19 protein-coding genes are annotated in these 22,857 nt (G+C 68.1%); 6 read left to right on the top strand and 13 right to left on the bottom strand.

What is annotated here, in order from left to right; translation table 11 throughout:
• Positions 1-3 precede the first annotated feature (3 nt).
• Together gatC and AC1DFR_RS03635 are read right to left on the bottom strand one after the other, a co-directional pair.
• Positions 4-300: an Asp-tRNA(Asn)/Glu-tRNA(Gln) amidotransferase subunit GatC gene (gene gatC / locus AC1DFR_RS03640; RefSeq protein WP_026537696.1), complete on the bottom strand. Its 297-nt coding sequence runs from the start codon at positions 298-300 to the stop codon at positions 4-6.
• Positions 301-476: 176 nt separating this feature from the next.
• A complete protein-coding gene (locus AC1DFR_RS03635; RefSeq protein WP_476872746.1) occupies positions 477-1,958 on the bottom strand; it encodes a CitMHS family transporter in 1,482 nt (493 codons plus the stop codon).
• Between the two features lie 169 nt (positions 1,959-2,127).
• Between AC1DFR_RS03635 and AC1DFR_RS03630 the strand changes: the two genes are divergently transcribed.
• Both AC1DFR_RS03630 and AC1DFR_RS03625 read left to right on the top strand, forming a co-directional pair.
• Complete coding sequence (locus tag AC1DFR_RS03630) at positions 2,128-3,882, top strand: sensor histidine kinase (protein ID WP_476872745.1); 1,755 nt, start codon at positions 2,128-2,130, stop codon at positions 3,880-3,882.
• Positions 3,875-4,546 (top strand): response regulator, encoded by a 672-nt coding sequence (locus AC1DFR_RS03625; RefSeq protein WP_223914086.1) that lies wholly within the window; start codon positions 3,875-3,877, stop codon positions 4,544-4,546. The genes AC1DFR_RS03630 and AC1DFR_RS03625 overlap by 8 nt, the downstream gene beginning before the upstream one ends.
• A 28-nt stretch (positions 4,547-4,574) precedes the next feature.
• Here the strand turns inward: AC1DFR_RS03625 and AC1DFR_RS03620 are convergent, their stop codons facing one another.
• The 11 genes from AC1DFR_RS03620 to AC1DFR_RS03570 all read right to left on the bottom strand — a co-directional run bounded on the left by AC1DFR_RS03620 (position 4,575) and on the right by AC1DFR_RS03570 (position 16,735).
• Positions 4,575-6,290, bottom strand: coding sequence for a SulP family inorganic anion transporter (locus AC1DFR_RS03620; protein ID WP_476872744.1), 1,716 nt, complete (start codon positions 6,288-6,290; stop codon positions 4,575-4,577).
• A gap of 82 nt (positions 6,291-6,372) precedes the next feature.
• The gene (locus AC1DFR_RS03615) at positions 6,373-6,756 is read right to left on the bottom strand and encodes a RidA family protein (protein ID WP_476872743.1); all 384 of its coding nucleotides are present in this window, start codon (positions 6,754-6,756) and stop codon (positions 6,373-6,375) included.
• A 114-nt stretch (positions 6,757-6,870) separates the two neighbouring features.
• Positions 6,871-7,374, bottom strand: coding sequence for a GNAT family N-acetyltransferase (locus AC1DFR_RS03610; protein WP_018774599.1), 504 nt, complete (start codon positions 7,372-7,374; stop codon positions 6,871-6,873).
• Between the two features lie 112 nt (positions 7,375-7,486).
• Positions 7,487-8,323 (bottom strand): inositol monophosphatase family protein, encoded by an 837-nt coding sequence (locus AC1DFR_RS03605; protein WP_476872742.1) that lies wholly within the window; start codon positions 8,321-8,323, stop codon positions 7,487-7,489.
• Positions 8,320-10,575, bottom strand: coding sequence for an NAD-dependent DNA ligase LigA (ligA, locus tag AC1DFR_RS03600; protein WP_476872741.1), 2,256 nt, complete (start codon positions 10,573-10,575; stop codon positions 8,320-8,322). The genes AC1DFR_RS03605 and ligA overlap by 4 nt, the downstream gene beginning before the upstream one ends.
• A gap of 120 nt (positions 10,576-10,695) precedes the next feature.
• Complete coding sequence (locus AC1DFR_RS03595; protein WP_476872740.1) at positions 10,696-11,877, bottom strand: MFS transporter; 1,182 nt, start codon at positions 11,875-11,877, stop codon at positions 10,696-10,698.
• A 53-nt stretch (positions 11,878-11,930) separates the two neighbouring features.
• On the bottom strand, positions 11,931-12,719 hold the full coding sequence (locus AC1DFR_RS03590; protein WP_476859093.1) for a PP2C family protein-serine/threonine phosphatase: 789 nt from the start codon (positions 12,717-12,719) through the stop codon (positions 11,931-11,933).
• A gap of 154 nt (positions 12,720-12,873) precedes the next feature.
• Entirely contained in the window at positions 12,874-14,139 is a 1,266-nt protein-coding gene (locus AC1DFR_RS03585; protein WP_476872739.1) for an adenylate/guanylate cyclase domain-containing protein, read from the bottom strand.
• Positions 14,129-14,728: a PH domain-containing protein gene (locus tag AC1DFR_RS03580; RefSeq protein ID WP_230007961.1), complete on the bottom strand. Its 600-nt coding sequence runs from the start codon at positions 14,726-14,728 to the stop codon at positions 14,129-14,131. Before AC1DFR_RS03580 ends, AC1DFR_RS03585 begins: the two co-directional genes overlap by 11 nt.
• Positions 14,721-15,659 carry a biotin--[acetyl-CoA-carboxylase] ligase gene (locus AC1DFR_RS03575; protein WP_476872738.1) on the bottom strand — a complete coding sequence of 313 codons (939 nt, stop codon included), beginning with the start codon at positions 15,657-15,659 and terminating at the stop codon, positions 14,721-14,723. Before AC1DFR_RS03575 ends, AC1DFR_RS03580 begins: the two co-directional genes overlap by 8 nt.
• A 185-nt stretch (positions 15,660-15,844) precedes the next feature.
• Positions 15,845-16,735 (bottom strand): SDR family oxidoreductase, encoded by an 891-nt coding sequence (locus AC1DFR_RS03570; RefSeq protein WP_476872737.1) that lies wholly within the window; start codon positions 16,733-16,735, stop codon positions 15,845-15,847.
• 204 nt (positions 16,736-16,939) lie between these two features.
• On the opposite strand from AC1DFR_RS03570, the gene AC1DFR_RS03565 reads away from it, so the two are divergent.
• The 4 genes from AC1DFR_RS03565 (at position 16,940) to AC1DFR_RS03550 (ending at position 22,755) form a co-directional block, all read left to right on the top strand.
• A complete protein-coding gene (locus AC1DFR_RS03565) occupies positions 16,940-18,523 on the top strand; it encodes an acyl-CoA carboxylase subunit beta (protein WP_079551557.1) in 1,584 nt (527 codons plus the stop codon).
• Positions 18,524-18,600: 77 nt separating this feature from the next.
• Positions 18,601-18,834 carry an acyl-CoA carboxylase subunit epsilon gene (locus AC1DFR_RS03560; RefSeq protein ID WP_459385969.1) on the top strand — a complete coding sequence of 78 codons (234 nt, stop codon included), beginning with the start codon at positions 18,601-18,603 and terminating at the stop codon, positions 18,832-18,834.
• A gap of 120 nt (positions 18,835-18,954) precedes the next feature.
• Positions 18,955-20,655: a DUF885 domain-containing protein gene (locus AC1DFR_RS03555; RefSeq protein ID WP_476872736.1), complete on the top strand. Its 1,701-nt coding sequence runs from the start codon at positions 18,955-18,957 to the stop codon at positions 20,653-20,655.
• Positions 20,656-21,285: 630 nt separating this feature from the next.
• Positions 21,286-22,755, top strand: a complete 1,470-nt coding sequence (locus AC1DFR_RS03550; protein ID WP_476872735.1) for a glycoside hydrolase family 71 protein — start codon at positions 21,286-21,288, stop codon at positions 22,753-22,755.
• Positions 22,756-22,857: the final 102 nt, after the last annotated feature.

The raw sequence follows: 22,857 nt of genomic DNA, 5'->3' as shown, positions 1-22,857 counted from the left end.
GTCTTAGTCCTCATCCAGGATTGCCGGGACCTTGAAACGGCCTTCGTACGCGTCGGGGGCACCGGAGAGGGATTGCTCGGCCGTAAACGTGTGGCCCACGACGTCCTCGCGGAACACATTGGTCAGCGGAATTGGGTGGGACGTGGCCGGGACGTCATCACCGGCGGCTTCACTGACGGACTTCACTGAATCCACGATGACGGCGAGTTCGCCGGCCATCCTGTCCAGCTCTTCAGCACTCATCTCGATGTGCGCGAGTTGCGCGAGATGCGCGACGTCGTCGCGGTTGATCGCAGCCATGGATCTCCCCTGCAAGGTATGGATTATTTTCCGTCCCAGTCTACGTGGGTTGGACGGTGGTTACTGTCCGCCGCCTGGAACGACGACCACAAACAACGCGGGGTCACTTACGGTCCATCCGGAGGTCCCGAATGGGCCGTAAGTGACCCCGCGTTGGTTGGTGTTGTTGGGAGTGGTTAGCCGATGCCGATGGCTCCGGTGAGCACTCCGACGCCGAGCATCACCAGGGAGATCACGGCCGTGCGCCACAGGACCTTCTTGTGGTGGTCGCCCAGGTCCACCTTCGCGAGGGAGACCAGGAGCAGGATGGCCGGGACCAGGGGGCTCTGCAGGTGGAAGGGCTGGCCGGTGATGGAAGCGCGGGCCATGTCGGCGGCGCTGACGCCGTAGTGGGCCGCCGTTTCGCTCAGGACCGGCAGGACGCCGAAGTAGAAGGCGTCGTTGCTCATGAAGAACGTCATCGGGATGCTCAGGACGCCGGTGATCACGGCCATCAGCGGACCCATGTCGGACGGGATGATCTGGACCAGCCATTCCGACATGGCCTTGACCATGCCAGTGCCGTTGAGGACGCCGGTGAGGACCGAGGCGGCCATGACCATGCTGACGACGGCGACGATCGAGGGAGCGTGCGCGATCAGCTGGGCGCTCTGGTCCTTGACCTTGGGGAAGTTGACCAGCAGGGCGATGGCGGAGCCGACCATGAAGACGAACGGGAGCGGAATAACGTTGGCGACGAGCGTCACCATGACCGCGACCGTGAGGCCGAGGTTGAACCAGAACAGCTTGGGACGGAGGGTCTTGCGGTTGGGGTCCAGGGCGGTGTCGGCCATGGCGGAGTCGCGGTCGTCAACGAGGGAATCGGTGCGCTCCAGCACTGCAACGGACGATCCTTCCGGGGAGAGCCCGGCGGGCGAGGCTCCGGGGCCCTTGCGGCCGCGGCGGATGCCGGTACCGCCGGCCGCGCTGCCGCCGGCTGCGCCGTCTGCGTCGCCGTCGAAGGCTGCTGCTGTATCCGGGACGCCCCAGATCTCGGGGGCGACGGCGCGGAGGCGGTTGCGTTCCTGCAGGCCGAGCAGCCAGGAGAAGACCAGCACGACGATGAGCCCGGCGATGAGGGACGGGACCATGGGCACGAAGACATCATTGACGTCGAGCTTCAGCGCGGAGGCGGCGCGGGCGGTCGGGCCGCCCCAGGGCAGGATGTTCATGGTGCCGTTGGCCAGGCCGGCCACGCAGGTCAGGACCACGGGGCTCATCTTCAGCCGCAGGTAGACCGGCAGCATCGCCGCGGTGGTGAGGATGAAGGTGGTGGAGCCGTCACCGTCGAGGGAGACCGCTGCCCCGAGGATGGCCGTGCCCAGGACCACCTTGGCGGGGTCGTTGCCGAGCTTTCGCAGGATGAACCGGACCAGGGGGTCAAAGAGCCCGACGTCGATCATCAGCCCGAAGTAGATGATCGCGAACATCAGCAGTGCGGCGGTGGAGGTCATGGATTTCATGGAGTCCATGACCATCGGGCCGATCCCGAGGCCCGCGCCGGCGAAAAGCCCGAAGACTGTGGGAACAATGATGAGCGCCAGCACCGGCGTCAACTTCTTCGTCATGATCAGCACCATGAATACCGCGATCATGGCGAATCCTAGTAATACCAGCACGGCCGGCTCCTTCTTCGTTGAATGACACCACTCCGGTGTGATGCGCACTACAGACGTTAGAGTGGCGCCCGTCACGACTGGGTCTTTGGCTCAATTGATTGGCATACTGCTTATTGGATGCATTTTGCGCATTTTGCTCACGTCCGTACCAACCCCAGGCAGGAGCCCGATGAAGCGCCGCACAGCTCTGCCGGCCCTGCGCTTTTCGACCCAGACACTGCTGCTGCAGCTCGGCGTCGTGGCGCTGGTGGTGCTGCTGAGCAGCGCCGTCCACGCCTGGCTGAGCTATGACCGGCTGGGCCGCGAGGCGGAGAACCAGGCGCTGACCCTGGCCCGGACGGTGGCCTCGGACCCCTCCGTGCGGGCTCAGGTCCAGTCCACCAGCGCCCTTCCCGCCGCTCCCCCGGCCGCCGAGCTGTTAGCCGGTCCGTTGATGGCTGCCGCGGAGGGTGCCCGCACCCGCACCGGGGCCCTGTTCGTGGTCATTACGGACGAGACCGGCATCCGGCTGGCGCACCCCGACGCGGAGCGGCTGGGCGAAAAGGTCAGTACCGACCCCTCGGACGCCCTCGCGGGCCGGGAGGTCACCACGCGGAACACGGGCACGCTGGGCCCGTCCGCCGGCGCCAAGGTCCCGGTATACGCCCCGGACTCGACGGCGGTGGTGGGCGAGGTGAGCGTGGGCTACTCCACAGAGACGATCAGCCAAAGCCTGGCCCGGGACATCATCCCCATCGCCGTCACGGCCGCCGGCGCGCTGCTGGCCGGCGTGCTCGCCTCCTTCCTGCTGCGGCGGCGGCTCCAGCGGCTGACCCTCGGGCTCGAACCCGAGGAGATCAGCACCCTGGTGCACGACCAGGTGGCCGTGTTGCAGGGCGTCGACGACGGCGTGATCGGCGTTTCGGCCGACGGCAGGGTCAGCGTTTTCAACGCCGCCGCCCAGCGGCTGCTCGGTGTCCCGGACCTCGCGGGCACGCCCTGGGCCGCCGCGCCGGTCCCGGAGCAGCTCAAGGCCCTGACTCGGGCCGATGCGGCCGAGGGCGAGGCGGTGGAACTCGTGGCCGGCGGCCAGGTGCTGGTGGTGAGCGCCCGCAAGGCTCTGCACGGCCGCGAGGACCTTGGCTGGGTGGTGATGCTGCGGGACCGGACCGAGCTGCAGCAGCTGACCCGCCAGCTCGACGCCGTCGGCACCATGTCCGCGGCTTTGCGGGCGCAGCGCCACGAGTTTGCCAACCAGCTGCACACGATCGCCGGGTTCATGAGCATTGGCCAGCCCCAGCAGGCCCAGGAATATCTCGCCAAACTGGCCGGCACCGGGCCGCTGGCATTCCCGGTGGACCAGGCCGAGCTGCTCCAGGACCCCTACCTGCAGGCCTTCCTCGGTGCCAAGGGCGTCGAGGCGGACGAGCGCGGCGTGAGCCTCCGCCTCGGCCCGGAATCCGTGGTCCGCGGCCGCGTCACCGAACCCCAGGACGTCACCACAGTCCTGGGGAACCTGATCGACAACGCCGTGAACGCCGCCGTCGCCGGTTCCGCGGCCGAGCGCTGGGTGGAAGTCGAAGTGCTGGACGAACCGGGCATCAACGGAGGCACCGGCACACTCCACATTGTGGTCGCCGATTCCGGCGACGGCCTGGGCACCGGAATGACAGCCGCCGAGGCCGAGGGGGTCTTCGCGGAGGGCTACACGACCTCGGTCCGGCCCGCGCGCCCTGGCGGAGGGCAGGGCCTGGGGCTGGCCCTGTCCCGGCAGCTCGCGCGCCGCCGCGGCGGAGACGTGCGGGTGCTCGAGGCCGGCTCCCCCGGCGGCCCGGGCGCCGTTTTCGTCGCCACGCTGCCGGGAACCACCGAACCGGGGCCAACGCTGCCGGGAAATACCGAATCTGGAATCACTGAAGCAAACCGGGAGGACAACGATGTCTGAGGATTTCAGGGTGCTGATTGTCGACGATGATTTCCACGTCGCCAAGCTGCATGCCGCCTATGTGGATTCGGTGGCCGGCTTCCTGGCGCTGCCGCCGGCCGGCTCGGCGTCCCAGGCGCTGCAGGCCATCCACAGCCTCCGCCCGGACCTGGTGCTGCTGGACGTCTACCTGCCGGACGCCTCGGGCCTGGACCTGCTGCACCAGCTGGACGTCGACACCGTGATCCTCAGCGCGGCCTCGGACACGGCCTCGCTGCGCCTCGCGTTCCGCCGCGGGGCACTGGGCTACCTGCTCAAGCCCTTCACAGCCGAATCCCTTTCGCAGCAGCTGCGCTCCTATGCACGCTACCGCCGGATCCTGGCCCAGCCGGGCTCCGTCAGCCAGGAGACGGTGGAGCGCGCCAAGCGCGCCCTGATCCCGGGCGACGTCGTCGCCTCGGCACGTCCCCGCTCCGCCACCGAGGCCGCGGTGCTGGAATCCCTCGTGCCGGGCGAGCAGTATTCGGCCGCCGACGTCGCCGCCCGGGTCGGCGTGTCCCGGGCCACCGCCCAGCGGTATCTGTCCGCGCTGGCGGACGACGGCGCCGTCGACATCCAGCTGCGCTACGGCACCACCGGGCGGCCCGAGCACCGTTACGGAATCCCCGCCCCGGCCGGCCACTAGGCGCCGCGACACAAGCAGCGAAGCCAACTTAGGCGCCGTCGGGCTCCTTCTGTGCCGCCGCCTGCTCCGCCTGCACGGCCCTGTGGATGTTGCCGTGGATCATGTCCGCCCCGATGCGCTCGATCACGCCGTCCCGCTCCAGGACCGCCCGGACCGCGGGCTTCAGCCGGGTCAGGCGCAGGTTGACCCCGGCCTCCCGGGCGAGGATGACGATGTCCGCCACCTTTGCCGCCCCCTGCGAGTCGACGAAGTTGATCCCGCCGCAGTCGAGCACGATCCCGGTGAGCCCCGGCGTCGACTGGATGACGTCGCGCAGGCGGTCCTCCAGTGCATCGGCCGTGGCGAAGAACAGGCCGCCGTCGAACCGGATCACGGCAATGCCGGGAACGGTCTCATCGCCGGGATGCTCACCGGCGTCGCGGAAGACCTGGGTACCGGGCTCGCGGCCCAGGTCGGGCATCTCCGGATGGGTCGCCACCCGGACGAGCCAGATGAGCGAGAGCCCGATCCCAATGACGACGCCCGCCAGCACGCCGAAGATGAGGGTCCCGATGATCGCCGCGACCGCAATCCAGAAGTCGAACTTCTGCACGCGGGCCAGCCGCCGCAGCTCGGGCACGTTCATCATGCCCATGACGACGGCCTCGATGATCAGCGCCGCCAGCACGGGCTTGGGCAGGATCGAGAACAGCGGCGCCAGGAAGAGCAGCGTGAGCAGGACGGTGATCCCGGAGGTGAGGGAGGCCAGTCCGGTCTTCGCCCCCGAGTGGTCGTTCAGCGAGCTCGCGGACAGGCTTGTCGAGACGGGCATCCCCTTGAAGAGACCCGAGGCGATGTTGGCCATTGACTGGGCAATGGATTCCTGGTTGATGTCGATCTGGTAGCGGTGTTTGGCAGCGAACGCCCTGGCATCCCCGGCGGTCTGGGAGAAACCGATCAGGACCAGCGCCACCGCCGCGAGCGCCACGGTGCCGACGTGGTCCCACATGAGTTGGCCGTCCGGGACCTGCAGCGAGGGCAGCCCGCTGGGGACGTCGCCCACCAGGGCCACGCCTTTGGCCCCGAGACCGAAGAGCGCCTCCGCCGCCAGTCCGCCCACCACCAGGACCAGGGCGCCGGGGACTTGGGGAGCGATGGCTTTCAGCCCGAAGACCACAGCCAGCGCGATGACCCCCACCACCACGGTGGTCGGCTGCGCCTCGCCCAGGGTGCCCAGCCAGGACCACAGCTCCTGGAGCGGGTTGGAGCCGGTGACCTCGGTCCCGGTGAGTTTGGGGAGCTCGCCGATCACGACGTCGATCGCCGCGCCGAAAAGGAAGCCGGTGACCACGGCCTTCGAGAGGAACTGCGCGATCCAGCCCATCTTGAAGACGGCAAGAATCAGGAACAGGATCCCGGAGGCGAGGGTGATTCCGGCAACGAACGAGGCGATATCCTGCTCGCCGGTGATGCCTGCCGCGAGCACGGCACTCGCGGCCACCGCCGCCAGGCCCGAGCTCGGGCCCATCGAGATCTGCCGGCACGTGCCGAAGATCGCGTACACGATGGCGCCGGCGGCCGCGGCATACAGCCCGTTCTGCAGCGGAATCCCGGCGATGCCTGCGTACCCGAGGTTCTTCGGAACGATCAGGGCCGCGACGGTGACCCCCGCAATCAGATCGCCGCGCAGCCACGAGCGGTCATAGGAGCGGAACTGGCCGATGAGGGGGATCCTGGCGGGCCCCTGCCCGGGTGCCTTGGTCATGCGCTCTTCATACTCCAAGTCCGGCGGTTCCGCCAGAGTCCCCCCGGCCCCCGCAACGCCCCGGGCAGGCGTCGCTTTGGCGCTAGGTGGCGCTCTTCTGGGCGACGAGTTCGATCTCGACGAGCATCTTGGGATCCAGGAACGGCAGCACGTGAACGAGGGAGAGCGTGGGGCGGATGTCGCCGAAGACCTCGCCGTGGGCCCGGCCGGCCTCTTCCCACTGGCTGATGTCCGTCAGGTACAGCTTGGACTGCACCACGTCCTCGAAACCGAAGCCGGCCTCGGCCAGCACGGCGCCGAGCTTCTGCAGGATGTAGCTGGTCTGGGTATAGAAGTCTTCGCCCACGATTCCGTCCTCGCCGCTGGCGGCGGTCGCGGAGATGTAGAGGGTGTTGTCCACCTGGACAGCCCGGGAATAGCCGAGGGTCTGTTCCCAGGTGGAGCCGGTACCGAAGGTCTTGCGCATGGTGGGCCTTTCGCAGTTGCCGCAGGGATCGGCACAACTGTAGGGCGCAGGACGGCCGGGCCGCCAAACCGGGTTGATTTGTGTCGGCGGACCTGCGCGGGGCCTCCGCCCCGGCTAGAGTTCCTGGCGGTAAACGAGCAGTTTGATGTCCGTGCCCGGCACAAGCCAGTCGCGCTCCGGCGCCCGGAGGAAGCCGGTCTTCTGGTAGAGGCCGTGGGCGCTTTCCCAGCTCTCGCCCGTGGTGAGGGCCACGGCGTGGATGCCGGGCAGGGCCCTGGCGTGCTCGATGATGGCCTGGACCATGGCCTTGCCGGCGCCGCTGCGCTGCACGGAGGGGTCCACCACGAGCATCCTGAACTCGAGCTCGTCGCTGAAGGCGATGTCGGCGTAGGGCTCGCCGGCGACCGCCAGCGTCACGGAGCCGAGGATCCGGCCCTCACGCTCGGCGACCCAAACCGTCGCGGCCGCCGCGCGCTGCCCGACGTTCTGGATCTGCTGCATGTAGGGGTGGTCGGCGCTCTCAAAGTAGCCTGCCGCCAGGTAGGCGTCCCGGGTGATGCGCGCTATGGCGTCGAAGTCGGCCGGAACGGCGGGGCGAATGAGGATCTGCGAAGGCACCTGTCAATGGTACGGGCGCCCGGCCCGGGCCATGCCCGGAAAGGCCGTTTCCGTGACTGAACTATCACTCCGGCGCATCTGACAGGCGTAGAGCCGGCCCGGCGGGACGATGTTAGAGCGGGAATTTGCCGGAGAGTTCCAGCGGACCGGCGCACGTCCATGCGGCCAGGCGTTCGTCGTCGGAGGGGCCGCCGGCCAGGGGGCTGGTGAGCCGCGGCCGGCGCACCCAGCAGCCTGCCTCCTCGGCGATCAGGGCTCCGGCGGCGAAGTCGTGTTCGTTGAGCCCGCGCTCACCGTAGGCGTCGTGCGTGCCGTCCGCCACGAGGCACAGGTCCAGCGCCGCGGACCCGAGCCGGCGCATGTCGGCGAAGCCGTCCATCAGGCTGCCGAGGCCTGCGGCCTGTTCCGCCCGCACGCCGGGATCGTAGTTGAAACCCGTGGCCAGGATCTGGCCGGTCCGTCCGGGGACCGGGCCGAACAGGGCGGTCACCTGGCCCTGTTCCTGGAGCCAGGCGCCCTCGCCGCGGGACGCGTAGTAGGTGCGTCCCAGCGCCGGTGCGCTGACGACGCCGGCCAGCCAGACGCCGTCGGCGTCGGCCACCGCCACGGAGGTGGCGTAGTAGACGATGTTGCGGATGAAATTGGTGGTGCCATCGAGCGGGTCGATGGACCAGCGGTAGCCGCTGGGCTCCGCCGGCAGGACGGTGCCGCCCTCCTCCCCCGTGATGATGTCCCACGGCCGGGCGGCGGTGATGACGTCCCGGACGGCGGCTTCGGCGGCGAGGTCGAAGGCGGTCACCCAGTCTCCTGAGTCGCCCTTGTTGCTGACGTCCAGGGCCGCAGTCTTCCGGGTGGCCAGGACGGCGGCCCCCGCCGCGGCGGCCGATTTGGCCAGTTCGAGCAGCCCCGGAACGCCAGGTGCGAGAGGACCCGCGGAGTGGGAACTCATTCGCCGGCCGGCCCGTTCGCCAGCAGGGCACGGAAGCCGTCCTCATCCAGGACCGGGACGCCAAGCTGTTCGGCCTTGTCCAGTTTGGTGCCGGCGTTCTCGCCCGCCACCACGTAGCTGGTGTTCTTCGACACCGATCCGGCCGCCTTGCCGCCGCGGATCAGGATGGCTTCCTTGGCCTCATCGCGGCTGAAGCCCTCGAGGCTCCCGGTCACCACCACGGTCAGCCCCTCCAGCGTCCTGGGCGTCGACTCGTCGCGTTCGTCCGCCATCCGGACGCCGGCGTCCGCCCAGCGGTCCACGATGTCGCGGTGCCAGTCCTCGGCGAACCATTCAGTCAGCGCCTGGGCGATGACCGGGCCCACGCCGTCCACGTGGGCGAGCTCCTCCTCGGAGGCCTGCCGGATGGCGTCCATGCTGCCGAACGCGGTGGCGAGGGCGCGCGAGGCTCGCGGGCCGACGTGCCGGATGGACAAAGCCACCAGGATCCGCCACAGCGGCTGGGATTTCGCTTTTTCCAGCTCCCGGAAGAGCTTGTCCGTCGTGGCCGTGGGCTTGGACGGGGTCTTGGTGGTGGCTTTGGTGAAGAAGTAGGGCACCAGCTCGAATTCCCCTGTGCCGGCGCCCTTGGAGCGCTTCTCCCGGCGGACACGGACGTCCGCGAGCTGCTCCGGAGTGAGGTCGAACAATGTCGCCTCGGTGGTCAGCGGCGGCTCCGCGGGCTCGGCCGGCTGGGTCAGTGCGATGGCGGCTTCCCAACCGAGGGCCTCGATGTCGAAGGCGCCGCGGCCGGCAAGGTGGAAGACGCGTTCGCGCAGCTGCGCCGGGCAGGACCGGGAGTTGGGGCAGCGGATGTCCACGTCCCCTTCCTTCCCGGGGGCCAACGGCGTGCCGCACGCGGGGCATTCGGTGGGCATGATGAAGTCGCGGACGGGAGGGTGCTGCTGGTCCCGCAGCGCCAGCACCGGGCCCACAATTTCCGGTATCACGTCTCCGGCCTTGCGCAGCACCACAATGTCGCCGATCTTCACGCCTTTGGCCTTGACCACTTCCTGGTTGTGCAGGGTGGCCATTTCCACGGTGGAGCCGGCAACCTTGACCGGTTCCATCACGCCGTACGGGGTGACCCGGCCGGTGCGGCCGACGTTGACGGCGATGTCGAGCAGCTTGGTATGGACCTCTTCGGGCGGGTACTTGTAGGCCACTGCCCAGCGCGGCACCCGGGTGGTGTAGCCCAGGGCCCGCTGGGTGGCGAAGTCGTCCACCTTGATCACAATGCCGTCGATCTCGTGGGTGAGGCTGTGCCGCTTGTCGCCGTAGCGCTTGATGAATTCCAGGACGTCGGACAGCCCGGCCAGGACCTCGAAATACGGGCTCGTCGGCAGTCCCCACTCGGCCAGCTTGCGGTACGTCTCGGACTGGCTGGCGGTGTCGAGACCCTCGCGGGCGCCGATGCCGTGGACATACATCCGCAGCGGCCGCTTGGCGGTTTCCGCGGGGTCCTTCTGCCGCAGCGAACCCGCGGCGGCGTTGCGCGGGTTGGCCAGCGGCGCCTTGCCGGCCTCGATCAGGGCTTCGTTGAATTCCGCGAAGGCCTGCGACGGGATGAAGACTTCGCCGCGGACTTCCACCTCCGCCGGGAAGCCGGTGCCGCTGAGCTGCTGCGGGATTTCCTTGATGGTCAGGACGTTGTGCGTGATGTCCTCGCCGGTGGTGCCGTCCCCGCGGGTTGCGGCCCGGACCAGGGCGCCGTCGCGGTAGAGCAGGTTGACGGCCAGGCCGTCGATCTTCAGTTCGGTGAGCCACGACGGCGGGTTCCCGCCGTTGCCGAGCTTGGCGACGCCCGCCTCGGCCTTGACCATCCAGGCCTCCAGCTCCTCGAGCGAGAAGACATCCTCCAGGCTGTACATGCGCTGCAAATGCTGCACGGCGGCAAACGCCGCTGACACCTCGCCGCCGACTTCCTGCGTGGGCGAATCGTTGGCCACCAGTTCCGGATGCATGGCTTCGAGCGTTTCCAGCCGACGGTAGAGCTCGTCGAACTCGGCGTCGGAGATGATCGGCGCGTCCTGCTGGTAGTACGCAAAGCGGTGCTTGCGGACCTGCTCCACAAGGTCTTCATACTCCGCGCGGATGTCCCCGGACGGGACCTGCCCGTCGGGGCCTTGAGGGTCCGTGACGTGCCCGGGGGCTGCTTCGGCTGCTTCTTCAGTCCCTGCTGCGGTCTCTGCTGCGGTCTTCCCTGTGCTCACAGACCTATCCTGCCCTAGATCCCCGACATTGTCCGGTCCAGGGTCCGGTCCGGCCACAGATCGAACAGGTGATCACCTCGCCCGGCCCGGGGACGAATTCTGCGCCGGTGGAGAGCCGTGCTAGCCGCTGTTGACGACGGCCAGATCGGCGGCCGGGCGGTCGCGCACGCCCAGTTTCGTGAGCGCGAGTGGGCCAAGGACGGTTCCGCTGAGGATGATGCCCGCGAAGATCAGGCATGAGAGCTGCCACGATCCACCGTCGTACAGCAGACCCGCCAGCAGCGACCCGGCTGCTGCCCCGAGCATCTCGGAGTTGGTCAGCAGGCTCATGCCGCGGCCCACGCGGTGCCGGTTGACCTCAGCTACGACTGCCCGCTGGATCGGCAGCAAGATCGCCCATGAGGCACTCGTGAGTACCCAGAGCGCGGCGATCACGAGCGGGCTGGGCGTGAACGCGAGGCCGGCCGCAGTCAGTGCCGACGCGACGGACGCGAGGACGTATCCCGTACGCCGGCCCCGCCGTTCAACGAACCGGTGCAGCGCTCGTGGCATAACCGTAAGCACGATGCCGCCCGGCAGGTAGATGAGTGCAATCTGGTAGACCTCCAGCTCAAGCGCCTTCTGCAGGTGAAGCAGCAGGAGCAGCGACACACCGGCCTCGGCGACTGCGGTCATCAGCGCGATCAGCAGCAGCGGGGCGAGGCGCCTGCCTTCGCCCCGGAACCCGTCCAACGGCTCCTCCTGCGGTGGCGCCAGGAACTTTGGCACGCGGAGCAGCAGGACCGCGGCGATAATACAGGCAACGGCGAGGGTCCCGAAGACCCCGCTGAAGCCGGTCAGAGGCAGCAGGACCATCGCTGGAATCCAGAAGAACCACGATCCGAGTGCTTCGGAGGACAGCAGCCCGGCCAGCGAGCCAGAGTCGCGATCGAGGAACTCGGCCGCGATTGCCCGGACCGCAATCCAAAAGAACGCGCCGCCGATACCGCCAACAATTGCAGCGGCGAAGGCGAGCGGCAGCGACGTCGCGACGGCGTAGCCGACGCAACTCACCGCGTAGAGCACGGCTCCTGCCGCACCCGCTGTCGTTCGCACCCGGGTGTCCACCAGCCAGCCGGAAATCGGACGTGCGATCACCGAGACGACGAGCTCGACGGCGACGAGGGCTCCGATCGCTCTTGGCCCGATGCCGAGTTCAATGCCGCCCCAGAGCGGGATCAGGAAGTCCATTATTTCCGCGGACCCTCCAATCAGGGTTGCGGCAGTGCCCGCTGCTTTCCTTCGATCCGGCTTAGTCCCCATGCCCGCGATCCTAAGGGACGAACCGCGAATTCGGTCTGACGCTGACCGCGAGGTCAGGCTGGCTCGTCCACGTTTGCAGTCCGGGCGTCGACCACGATCGCCGTGATGTTGTCCCGGCCGCCGCTGCGCAAGGCCGCCTGGATCAGTTCGTCCACGGCCGCCTGGGGGTCGGCCTCGGCCGCGAGGATGCCGGCGATCTTCTCATCGCTGAGTTCGCCGTTGAGGCCGTCGGAGCAGACCAGCATCCGGTCGCCGTCTTCAAGGGGAACCAGCCAGAAGTCGGCCTCGGAGTCATCCCCGGTTCCCAGCGCCCGTGTCACCACGTGCCTGCGGGGGTACACGGCGGCCTCGGCCTCGGTGATCTGGCCGGTGTCGAGGAGTTCCTGGACTTCGGAATGGTCCACGCTGATCTGTGCGAGCTGGCCGTGGCTGTACCGGTACGTGCGGGAGTCTCCGATGTTGAGGACAAGCCAGTACGGAACGTCCTGTTGTTCCACCACCACGACGCCGGACAGGGTGGTTCCGGCACGCGATCCGGTGGCGTGACGGATGCCCGCATCGGCCATGAGCAGGTACTCCTGCAGGATGTCCGCCGTCGCATCCCGGCTGCCGGTCTTGGACTGTGGCAGCTCGGCCAGGGTGCGCACGCAGATGCTGCTGGCAACTTCGCCGGCCTCGTGCCCGCCCATGCCATCCGCCACGGCGAAGACGGGGTCCGCGGCAATGAAGGAGTCCTCGTTCGCCTCGCGGCGCAGTCCCCGGTCCGTGCCGTACCCGCAGCGCAGTAGAGGTCCCTGTTTTCCGTCCGAGGGCGGGATAGGGGCGTCTGGCGATGGGTTCATGGCGGTCCTCAATACAGTGGTGCGCGGCTTCACTGGTGCGCGGGGGTTGACGGCGTTCACAACCCGGCCGGATCGCAACTGCCGGTCCGACTATTGCATACGCGCCGCTCAGCTGAGAAGCCCGCCACGGCCTGCCGCCGGGCTGATCCGGCGTTCAGTCCAGGATCAGGCCCCGGCCGCTGCCGGGCTGCAGCTGCACCGGGTGGATTTCACCGAACCCGCGGACGTCCTCGGCCGGCCGGGGCACCAGGACGAAGCGTTCGTCCTGCTCCAGCGCGGCCGCGGTCATCGAATCCACCAGCACGGTTCCAGGGTCCGCGAGAGCCGTAAGGCGGGCGGCGAGGTTGACGGTGGGTCCGTAGATGTCGCCGAGGCGGGAGAGGATGCGGCCCCAGACCATGGCCACGCGGGCCTGGGGCAGGATCTCGTCGTCGGTGAAGGCGCGGGACAGGGCCAGGGAAATCTCGGCGCCGGCCGCCGGAGTCTCGGCAATGTACAGGACCTCGTCGCCGACGGTCTTGACCAGCCGGCCGCCGCCGACCGAGATGATTTCGGCGCACTTGTTCTCGAAGCGCTGCACCAGCTGGGCGAGCGTCTTCTCGTTCATCCGGCGGGACAGGCTGGTGTAGGAGACAAGGTCGGCGAAGCCGACCGCCCGGGCCAACGGCAGGGGCGCATCGTCCTCGTCGCCTTCGCGGCCCTCTTCGCTGGACTGCAGCCCGGCTTCGGCCCGGACGGCCAGGCGCTGCACACCGGCGTTGAGCTGGCGGCGCCAGGAGTAGGCGAGCATCTCCTCGAGGGGGTCGATCAGGTTCGGCAACTCGCTGACGAGCCGCTTGCGGGCGACGGCGTCAGTGACGCCATGTTCCTGGACCATGTCCTCCACGAGGGCCTCGATCTGCCACACCACCATCCGGTCGGTCATCTGGCCGATGGCCCGGGTGATGGAGATTGCGGCTTCCTCGGTGAGCTTGCCGTCGCGCACCAGGTCCACGATGGTGGACAGGGCGGCCTGGTCACGCTCGGTGAAGGCGACATCTTCATCCCCGAGGTTGGGAAAACCCAGGGCGCGCCAAAGTTTCCGGGCAGAGAGCAGCGAGAGCCCCGCACCGGCGGCGACTTCACGACGCCGAAGCTTGCGTTCTCCGCCCAGCAGCCGCGCTTCCAGGGCCTTGGCGGCAAGCCGTTCAGCGGACATCGTGCCGGTGGGCGGGGCCACGGGTTCGGCGGGTTCTTCGGGCTCGACTTCGTCGGGTTCGAGTTCGGGTTCGGCGGCGGTGTCGATGAGCGCGCCGGCTTGGGCGCCGAAGGCGGTCCCGGCGTCGCTGTCGGCGGCAGCCGAACCGGCGGCGTCCTCGGGCTCCCGGGGCAAATCCGGGGCAGCGAGATCGATGTCCTGGTGGACGTTCTCAGCGTTCATCTCTTCCACCTTCTCTCGTCTCCCACGGCCAGGCCTCGCCCGGGTTGTAGGTCATGCCATCGGCGCCGGACGCCTCGCCCTGCGGGAGGTCGTCGATGGCGTCCAGCAGGAAATTACGGAATGTCGCGACCTCCGGGACATCGGGGACCACCGTTCCAAGGGGGTACCCGGTCTCCAAGGATATATTCCCGGAGTGCAATAGGCGCTGCAACAAGGATTGCTCAATGGCCACATGCCGGACGGCGGCGAGGGGGATCTGTTCATCGCGCCGCCGTAACATGCCGTATCGGGCAACTATGCGCTGGCTGGTGAGGATGTAGCGGGTGGCATGCCATGCAATGACCCGCGGGAGGCAATAGCCCAGCAGCACCCACGCCGCCAACGCCAGGCACACGGCGAGGAGCCAGGGCGTCCACTCTTTCGGGACGAGGGGGACGAGCCGCGCCGGACCGCCCTTGACAACCCAGGCGCAGGCGTACGCGGCCAAGGCCGGAACAACAATGAACATCAGCGCCGGGACAATGAGCATCCTGGGCTGGGGCCGGGTCACCACAATCACTTGCTCTCCCGGCAGGAGCACTCTACGCATAGCCGCTTTCTGCTCCGCCGCTGCCGGTGCCCTGGCCGCCGGTCCCGGCCGGGTTCCACGGCCTCAGGTGCACGACGTCGCCGGCGGTCACCACATGTTCATGGCCCGCGGCATCGACCACCAGGAGTGAGCCGTATTCGTCCAGGCGCGTGGCGTGGCCAATGATCTCGTGGTCGCCCGGGAGTTGGGCCCGGACCTGCTTGCCGAGGGTTGAGAGGAAGTGCTCCACGCGTTTGTGCAGCGACGGGCCACCGGCCATGCCGGCGGTAGGGTCGCCGTCGGCGTTGCAGAAACTCCGGTACAGGGTGGCGAAGCGGGACAGGTAGCTCTTCAGGAGCTCCGTCCGGTCCACTGTGTCGGGATTCTCCAGCAGCACGGAGGTGGCGGTGGGAACCGGGAGTTCGGGCTCCGTCAGCGTGACGTTCAGGCCGGCGCCGAGGATGACCGGCGGCGCGCCGCCGGCGCCGAGCGGGCCGAGCTGGGCCAGGATGCCGGCGATTTTCCGGCCCCGGACCAGGACGTCGTTGGGCCATTTGAGTTCCGCCGGAAGGCCTGCCGTTTCCGTCAGGGCCTCACGCAGGGCGAGGGCGGCCAGGAGGGAGAGCCAGGAGTACCTGTGGGTCGGCAGCGGCCGGCCGGCCGCGTTGACTGGCAGGAGCACCAGGGAGACGGAGACCGAACTGCGGGCCGGCGCCTCCCACCGGCGGTCGAGCCGGCCGCGCGCGTCGCTCTGGTACTCGGCGGTCAGCACTGACAGGTCCGGCCACGCGCCGGGTTCCTCGGTCACCCCGCGGAGGAGATCGGCGTTGGTGGAGCCGGTGGACTCAAGCACCGTCAGGCGCGGAATTCCGTTCGCGGACAGGAACGCCTCATCGCTGAGGGCACTCAGGTCCAGGGGCGGACGGTCCGGGGTTTCCTGCGCGGTTTCCATCCTTGAATCCTACCGAGGAAAGCGCACCGGGGCCCCGGCCGTCTGCCTCACATGCCTCCGCCGAAACTCCCCACCTTTGGCCGGGGTGTCCGGCGTGTCGGCCGGACACACCGCTGATTCCGGCGCCCGGACGCCAAATGAGGGGAAATTCCGCGGGGCAGACGGCCGCAAAACACCCAGCAAGTTCAGAGGAAGATGTCCGGGACCAGCAGGGCCTCCGGCGCGCCGAGGCTGTACGGGCTGAAGTCCGTCACCCCTGCCGCCGCGAGAACCTGTTCATCGGTGTAGAAGTTACCGCTCCGGCTGCCGTGGGCGGGGACCGCGTTGCMGCCGGTCAGCACGGCATGGGCGGCGTCGGCCATGATTTCGGGGCTGCGGGCGCCCTTAACGATCATGTCGCCGCCGGGCATGTTGCGGATCGCCGCGGTGTCGATCAAGGTGCACGGCCAGAGCGAGTTCACACTGACGCCGTCGGCCTTGAGCTCCTCGGCCAGCCCCAGCGTGGTCAGGCTCATGCCGTATTTGGCCATGGTGTAGGCCAGGTGCAGGCCGGCCCACTTCGGATCCAGGTTCAAGGGCGGGGAGAGCGTGAGGATGTGCCCGGCCCCGGAGGCGCGCAGGGCCGGCAGCGCCATCTTCGAGAGCAGGAACGTCCCGCGCACGTTGATGTCCTGCATGAGGTCGTAGCGCTTCATGTCCACATCGTCGGTGGTGGAGAGGTCAATCGCCGACGCATTGTTGATGACGACGTCGATCCCGCCAAAGTGGTCCACGGCGGCGTCGACAGCCCCGGCGACGTCGGCGTCGTTGCGCACGTCGCCGACCAGCGGCAACGCTTGGCCGCCGGCGGCCTCGATCTGTTCTGCCGCGGTATACACGGTGCCCTCGAGCCTGGCGTGCGGCTGGCCGGTCTTGGCCATCAGGACGATGTTGGCGCCGTCCCGGGCTGCGCGGAGCGCGATGGCCAGGCCGATGCCGCGGCTGCCCCCCGAGATGAGGACAGTGCGGCCCTGAAGGGAACCGGCGGCCTGGTACGGCCCTGTGGCGGTGCCCGAAGCATCGTTGCTTGAAGTCATGCCCACACTCTAGCCGACCAATGTTACTGGCGGGTAACAAAGTGGTGAGGGAGCTTCGCGGCGGGAAAATTGTAGGTTCCCTACAGCGGCACCGGCCAATACCGTCACTAGACTTGCCAGCAGAGCCCTGCTTTTGTGGATTCCAGCCAAAGGACCCCACGCGACGGGCGCCGTACAACCTTGCGACAGAGCCGGAGAAACTTGATGAGCCACGATCTGACCACGACTGCGGGAAAGATTGCAGATTTCCGCGACCGCCAGGCCCGTGCCGAACAGCCCTCCGGCCCGGAAGCGATCGCCAAGCAGCACGCGCGCGGCAAGAACACCGCCCGCGAGCGCATCGACCTGTTGCTGGACGCCGGCTCCTTCGTGGAATTCGATGCGCTGGCCGTGCACCGCTCCACCGCGTTCGGCATGGAGAAGAAGAAGCCCCTCGGCGACGGCCTCGTCTCCGGCTACGGCACGGTGGACGGCCGCCCGGTTGCGGTCTACAGCCAGGATTTCTCCGTCTACGGCGGCTCGCTGAGCCAGGTCAACGGCGAAAAGATCGTCAAGGTCCAGGAGTTCGCGCTGCGCAACGGCTGCCCCGTGGTGGGCATCCTCGACGGCGGCGGTGCCCGCATCCAGGAGGGTGTCGCCTCCCTGGCGATGTTCGCGGACATCTTCCGCAACAACGTCCACGCCTCCGGCGTCGTCCCGCAGATCTCGCTGATCATGGGCCCCTCCGCCGGCGGCGCGGCCTACTCCCCCGCCCTGACCGACTATGTGGTCATGGTGGACAAGACCTCGCACATGTTCATCACCGGCCCGGATGTCATCAAGACCGTCACCGGCGAAGACGTGGACATGGAAACCCTCGGCGGCGCCCGGCAGCACAACGCCAACACCGGCACCTCGACTTACCTGGCCTCCGACGAGGCCGACGCCGTCGAGTTCGTCCGCGAACTGCTCGACTTCCTGCCCTCCAACAACCTCGCCGAGGCCCCGGTGCTGGAGCACCAGCAGGAACTGGAGGTCGACGACGACGACCTCGCCCTGGACGCGCTGATCCCGGACTCGGCCAACCAGCCGTACGACATGCGCAAGGTCATCGAGCAAATTGTCGACGACGCCCACTTCCTCGAGATGCAGTCCCTCTATGCCCCGAACGTGATCATCGGCTACGGCCGGGTCGAGGGCCACACGGTGGGCATCGTGGCCAACCAGCCCATGCAGTTCGCCGGCACCCTGGACATTGCGGCCTCGGAAAAGGCCGCCCGCTTCGTCCGGCACTGCGATGCCTTCAACATCCCCATCATCACGCTCGTGGACGTGCCGGGCTTCCTGCCGGGCAAGGACCAGGAGTTCCAGGGCATCATCCGCCGTGGCGCCAAGCTGCTCTACGCGTATGCCGAGGCCACCGTGCCCAAGCTGACCGTGATCACCCGCAAGGCCTACGGCGGGGCCTACATCGTGATGGGCTCCAAGAAGCTCGGCGCGGACCTCAACCTGGCCTGGCCCACCGCCCAGATCGGCGTCATGGGCGCCCAGGGTGCCGTGAACATCCTGTACCGCCGCGAACTCGCCGCGGTGGCCGAGGATGGCGGCGACGTCGAGGCCAAGCGCGCCGAGGTGATCCGCCAGTACGAGGAAGAGCTGCTCAACCCCTACCAGGCCGCCCAGCTCGGCTACGTGGACGCCGTCATCGCACCGTCCGAGACCCGACTGCAGATCATCAAGGGCCTGCGCGCCCTCCGGGACAAGCGGGCAGCCCTGCCCGCCAAGAAGCACGGGAACATCCCGCTGTGATCCCCACCCGCCCCCTAACCTCGCAAGTCCCCACCGGCTCCCAGCCTTCGCAAGCTCAGGCCGGGTCCCTCGCCGGCGTGGGCCCACGGCCAGAAGGACCCGCCGACAGCCTCGACTCGCCGCTTCTCTCAGTCGTGAAGGGCGAACCGACGCCGGAAGAGCTGGCGGCGCTGACCGCCGTCGTGCTGTCCCTGGGGCAGACCCAGCAGGCGGCACCGGAAAGCCCCGGCGTCCGGCACTGGGTCCGCCGGCAGCAGCTTCGGCTGGCGCCGAGGCCCGGTCCGCAGGCCTGGCGCCGCAGCCTGGGCTGAGCCGACGCGGTTCAGCGTCCTGGCAAGGCCTGCCCGCAGCCGAAATCTGCACGGGAGAGTTGCGCGCGAAAAAGTTCAGTGACTCTTTCATAACCGCGGCGGCCGGGCTAGTCTCGTCGGGTGACTACCGAAATCATCGCCTCAGACAACACTGCCCCCGCGCGCCAGCAGACGGCCATTGACGCCGTCGCCGACGCCTACACGGACACCCTGATCCGGCTTAACCCGAGCTTCGCCACCGAACTCGGCCTGCCCGGGCACGAGACGGAGTACCAGGACTTCTCCCCCGCCGGCCACGAGGAATTCGCGGCCGCCGCCCGCGAGGCACTTGCGGCGCTGGACGGGCTGGAGCCGGCTGACGACGTCGACGCCGTCACCCTCGACGCCATGCGCGAGCGGCTGGGCCTGCAGCTGGAAATCCACGAATCGGGCTGGGCCACGGCCGATCTGAACAACATCGCCTCCCCGTCCCAGGACATCCGCGCGATCTTTGACCTCATGCCGACGGATACCGCCGGGCAGTGGGAGCACATCGCGGGCCGGGCCCACAATGTCACCGCCGCCATCGACGGCTATATAGAGTCGCTGCGGTCGGCGATGCAGGACGGCAAAGTGGCCGCGGCCCGCCAGGTTTCGATCGTGATCGAGCAGGCCACCAAGCACGCCGCGGACGACGGCTTCTTCGCCAAGCTCGCCGCCGGCGCCAAGACTGCGGACGGCCCGCTCCCGGCGGAACTGCAGTCCCGGCTCGACGCCGGCGCGGCAGCTGCCCGGGTGGCGTACTCCCGGCTCGCAGGTTTCCTCGAGTCCGAGCTCCTGCCCGTCGCCCCGGCCAAGGACGCTGTGGGCCGCACCCGCTACGCCCTGGCCTCGCGGGACTTCCTCGGCGCCACCGTGGACCTGGAGGAGACCTACGCTTGGGGTGTCCAGGAACTCGACCGCCTCATCGCCGAACAGGAACGGGTGGCAGGCGAAATCCGGTCCGGCGCCACGGTGGAGGAAGCCAAAGAGATCCTCAACAATGATCCCGCCCGCCAGCTCAAGGGCACTGACGCCCTCCAGGCCTGGATGCAGGAACTGTCCGACAAAGCCGTCGCGGAGCTCGCCGGCGTCCACTTCGAGATCCCGGACGTCATGAAAACGCTGGAGTGCCGGATCGCGCCCACCGATGAAGGCGGCATCTACTACACGGGACCCTCGGAGGACTTCAGCCGCCCGGGCCGCATGTGGTGGTCCGTGCCGCCCGGTGAAGACACCTTCACCACGTGGGCCGAAACCACCACCGTGTACCACGAGGGCGTGCCCGGCCACCACCTCCAGGTCGCCACCGCCACCTACCGCCGGGAGCTGCTGAACAAGTGGCGCCGCAGCGTGTGCTGGACCTCGGGCCATGGCGAAGGCTGGGCACTCTACGCGGAGAAGCTCATGCAGGAGCTCGGCTACCTCAATGATCCCGGCGACCACATGGGCATGCTGGACATGCAGCGCATGCGTGCGGCCCGCGTGGTGTTCGACATCGGCGTGCACCTGGAACTCGAAGTCCCCGAGCGCTGGGGCAGCGGCATCTGGACCTCCGAGAAGGGCTTTGACTTCCTTCGCGCCAACCTGCCGATCAGCGAGGGGCAGCTGAAGTTCGAGTTCACCCGCTACCTGGGCTGGCCGGGACAGGCCCCGTCCTACAAGGTGGGCCAGCGGCTGTGGGAGCAGATCCGGGAAGAGCTGGAATCCCGCCCCGGCTTCGACCTCAAGGCCTTCCACACGAAGGCCCTGAACATCGGCTCGGTGGGCCTGGACACTCTCAAGCGCGCGCTCCTGGGGTAAGCCGGGTTCCGGGGTCTGACCTGCACGGACAGTGGGCAGACGGCCGGTTGGGGCGGCTATTCGCGGGGCGAAGTCGCCGCAGCCGGCCGTCCGTCTGTCCCGGGCAAATGGACCTTGGCCCAATAGTCGACTAGTCTCTGGGGGACACATTTTCTGGGCTTTTGAACGCCCGGGTCGGCGGCTGGGGCTGCGACTCAAGTGTCCGGTGTACCTTTGCCCTCCGGCAGGGCACCGGTCATGCAAGTACCTCCGCAACTGCGGCATGGTCTTGCTGACTGTCAGTATGCGCGCGTCGTCCCTGCAGCAATTACACGGGACAACGCCTATGAACCAGGCGCATGCATAGAGGTACCAGCACCTTGGTCTCCGGTGCGAGCTATTGACAATAGAATCCCGCGTGAACGAATAGCGCCAGCATCCCAGCGCTCCGCGAAGGAGCGCAGAGGAAAAGCCAGGCGCTGGGCTTCTGCCGGAACCTCGCTGAGGCATCCTGCAGCGGCTGACGATTGCCGGGCATACACAAGACCCCATATTGGAGCCCTTATGAGGAATATCGCCTCATTCCTAAGTCCACCGACCAATGACGCCGCGAAAGCGCGGACGCGGATCCGGAAGCGCACAGCGGCATCCGTGGTTGCGACGGCCGTCGTCGTGGCTGCGGCCACGATTAGCGCCCCGGCACCCCTGAACGCCGCGACGCCGACTGCCACGCCCACCGCTACGACAACGGCGTGCAATCCGCTGCCCTTCAACCTCCCGGCGCCCGCGAACCGGCATACCTCGGCGAAGAAGGCGTGGGCCTACTACTTCCCGCCGTTCCCGCTCGCCGTCGACAGCCCCGACGCCACCCGCGACGTCTACCCGCGCTGGATGGACACCCACAACTCCGCCAACGGCGCGTACGACCTCAGGGACCGTCCGGCTGCTCCCCAGCGCGCAACCCAGACCACATGGCGGCAGGCCGATTTCGAGAAGGAGGTCCGGCAGGCAGTCGGGGCGGGCCTGGACGGATTCATCTGGGAATACAACAGCTCCACCGATATCCGCTGGCAGCAGCTGCCGGCCATGCTCGCCGCCGCCAAGGCGGTGGACCCGGGCTTCAAGATCATGCTCAGCCCGGATTTCAACACGGCCGCCGGCTCCACCTCTGACAGCGTTTACAACAACGTCATGAAGGTGAAGGACGACCCGTCCATCTACAGGAACAATGCCGGCATCGTGCTCGCCCCGTTCTTCCCGGAACGCAAGACTCCCTCGTGGTGGGACGGGCTCCGGAGCCGCCTCGCCTCCTCAGGCGTCAAATCCAACCTCGTACCCATCTTCATTTCGTGGGGCGGAGGAACCCAAAAGACGGACTGGAACAATTCGGTGTCCGGGTATTCGCAATGGGGCACCCGCACCGCCAGCGGCGTTCCGACCCTCGCCAAGGAAAGCGCTGAAGCCCACCGCCGCGGCAAGACCTACATGCAGCCGGTGGCATTCGAGGATTCACGGTCCTACGACGGGCGGTACTGGGAGTCGTCCAACAGCTCCACCCTGCGCGATTCCCTGGCCTCGGCGGTCACCAGCAACGCCGACTCCATTGCGCTCATCGCCTGGAACGACTACACCGAGTCATGGGTGGCACCTTCCAAGGACCGCGGCTATGCAGTGCTGGACATGGCTGCCTACTACATTTCCTGGTTCAAGAACGGGGTCAAGCCCGCGATCACCCAGGATGCCTTGTACTGGAGCCACCGCTCGCACCCCACGAACGCTCCGTACTCGATGACCCCCATCGGTCGCAACGGCAAACCCACGCCGATGTACATCCCTAACGGTGACGCGGCGAAGAACGAAGTAGAACTCGTGGCCGTGCTGAAGACTCCGGGGCGCCTGACCATCACCCAGGGCAGCAACGTCAAGACCATGGACGCCCCGGCCGGGCTGACCTCCTTCAAGGTTCCGCTCGTGGCCGGGACCACGCCGTCCTTCAAGCTCGCACGCAGCGGGGCGACGGTCCAGACAGTCACCAGCAACACCCCGGTGCGCTCCTCCGTGGCGTACCAGGACATGATTTACCACGCAGGCGGCGGCGTCGCAGGCACCTGCGCACGCTAGGCCCTCCCTGCCCGGGATGGCAGTTCGCGGCAGTGTGTCTCCAGAGCACTGCCGCGAACCGTCATCTCGCGCCTCACCGGGCGGCCCGGGCCGCCCGGCGAC

Source organism: Arthrobacter sp. 05T410 (assembly GCF_056396505.1).
Note: the sequence above shows the minus strand (reverse complement) of the source record. Positions and strands in the feature narration are given on the sequence as shown.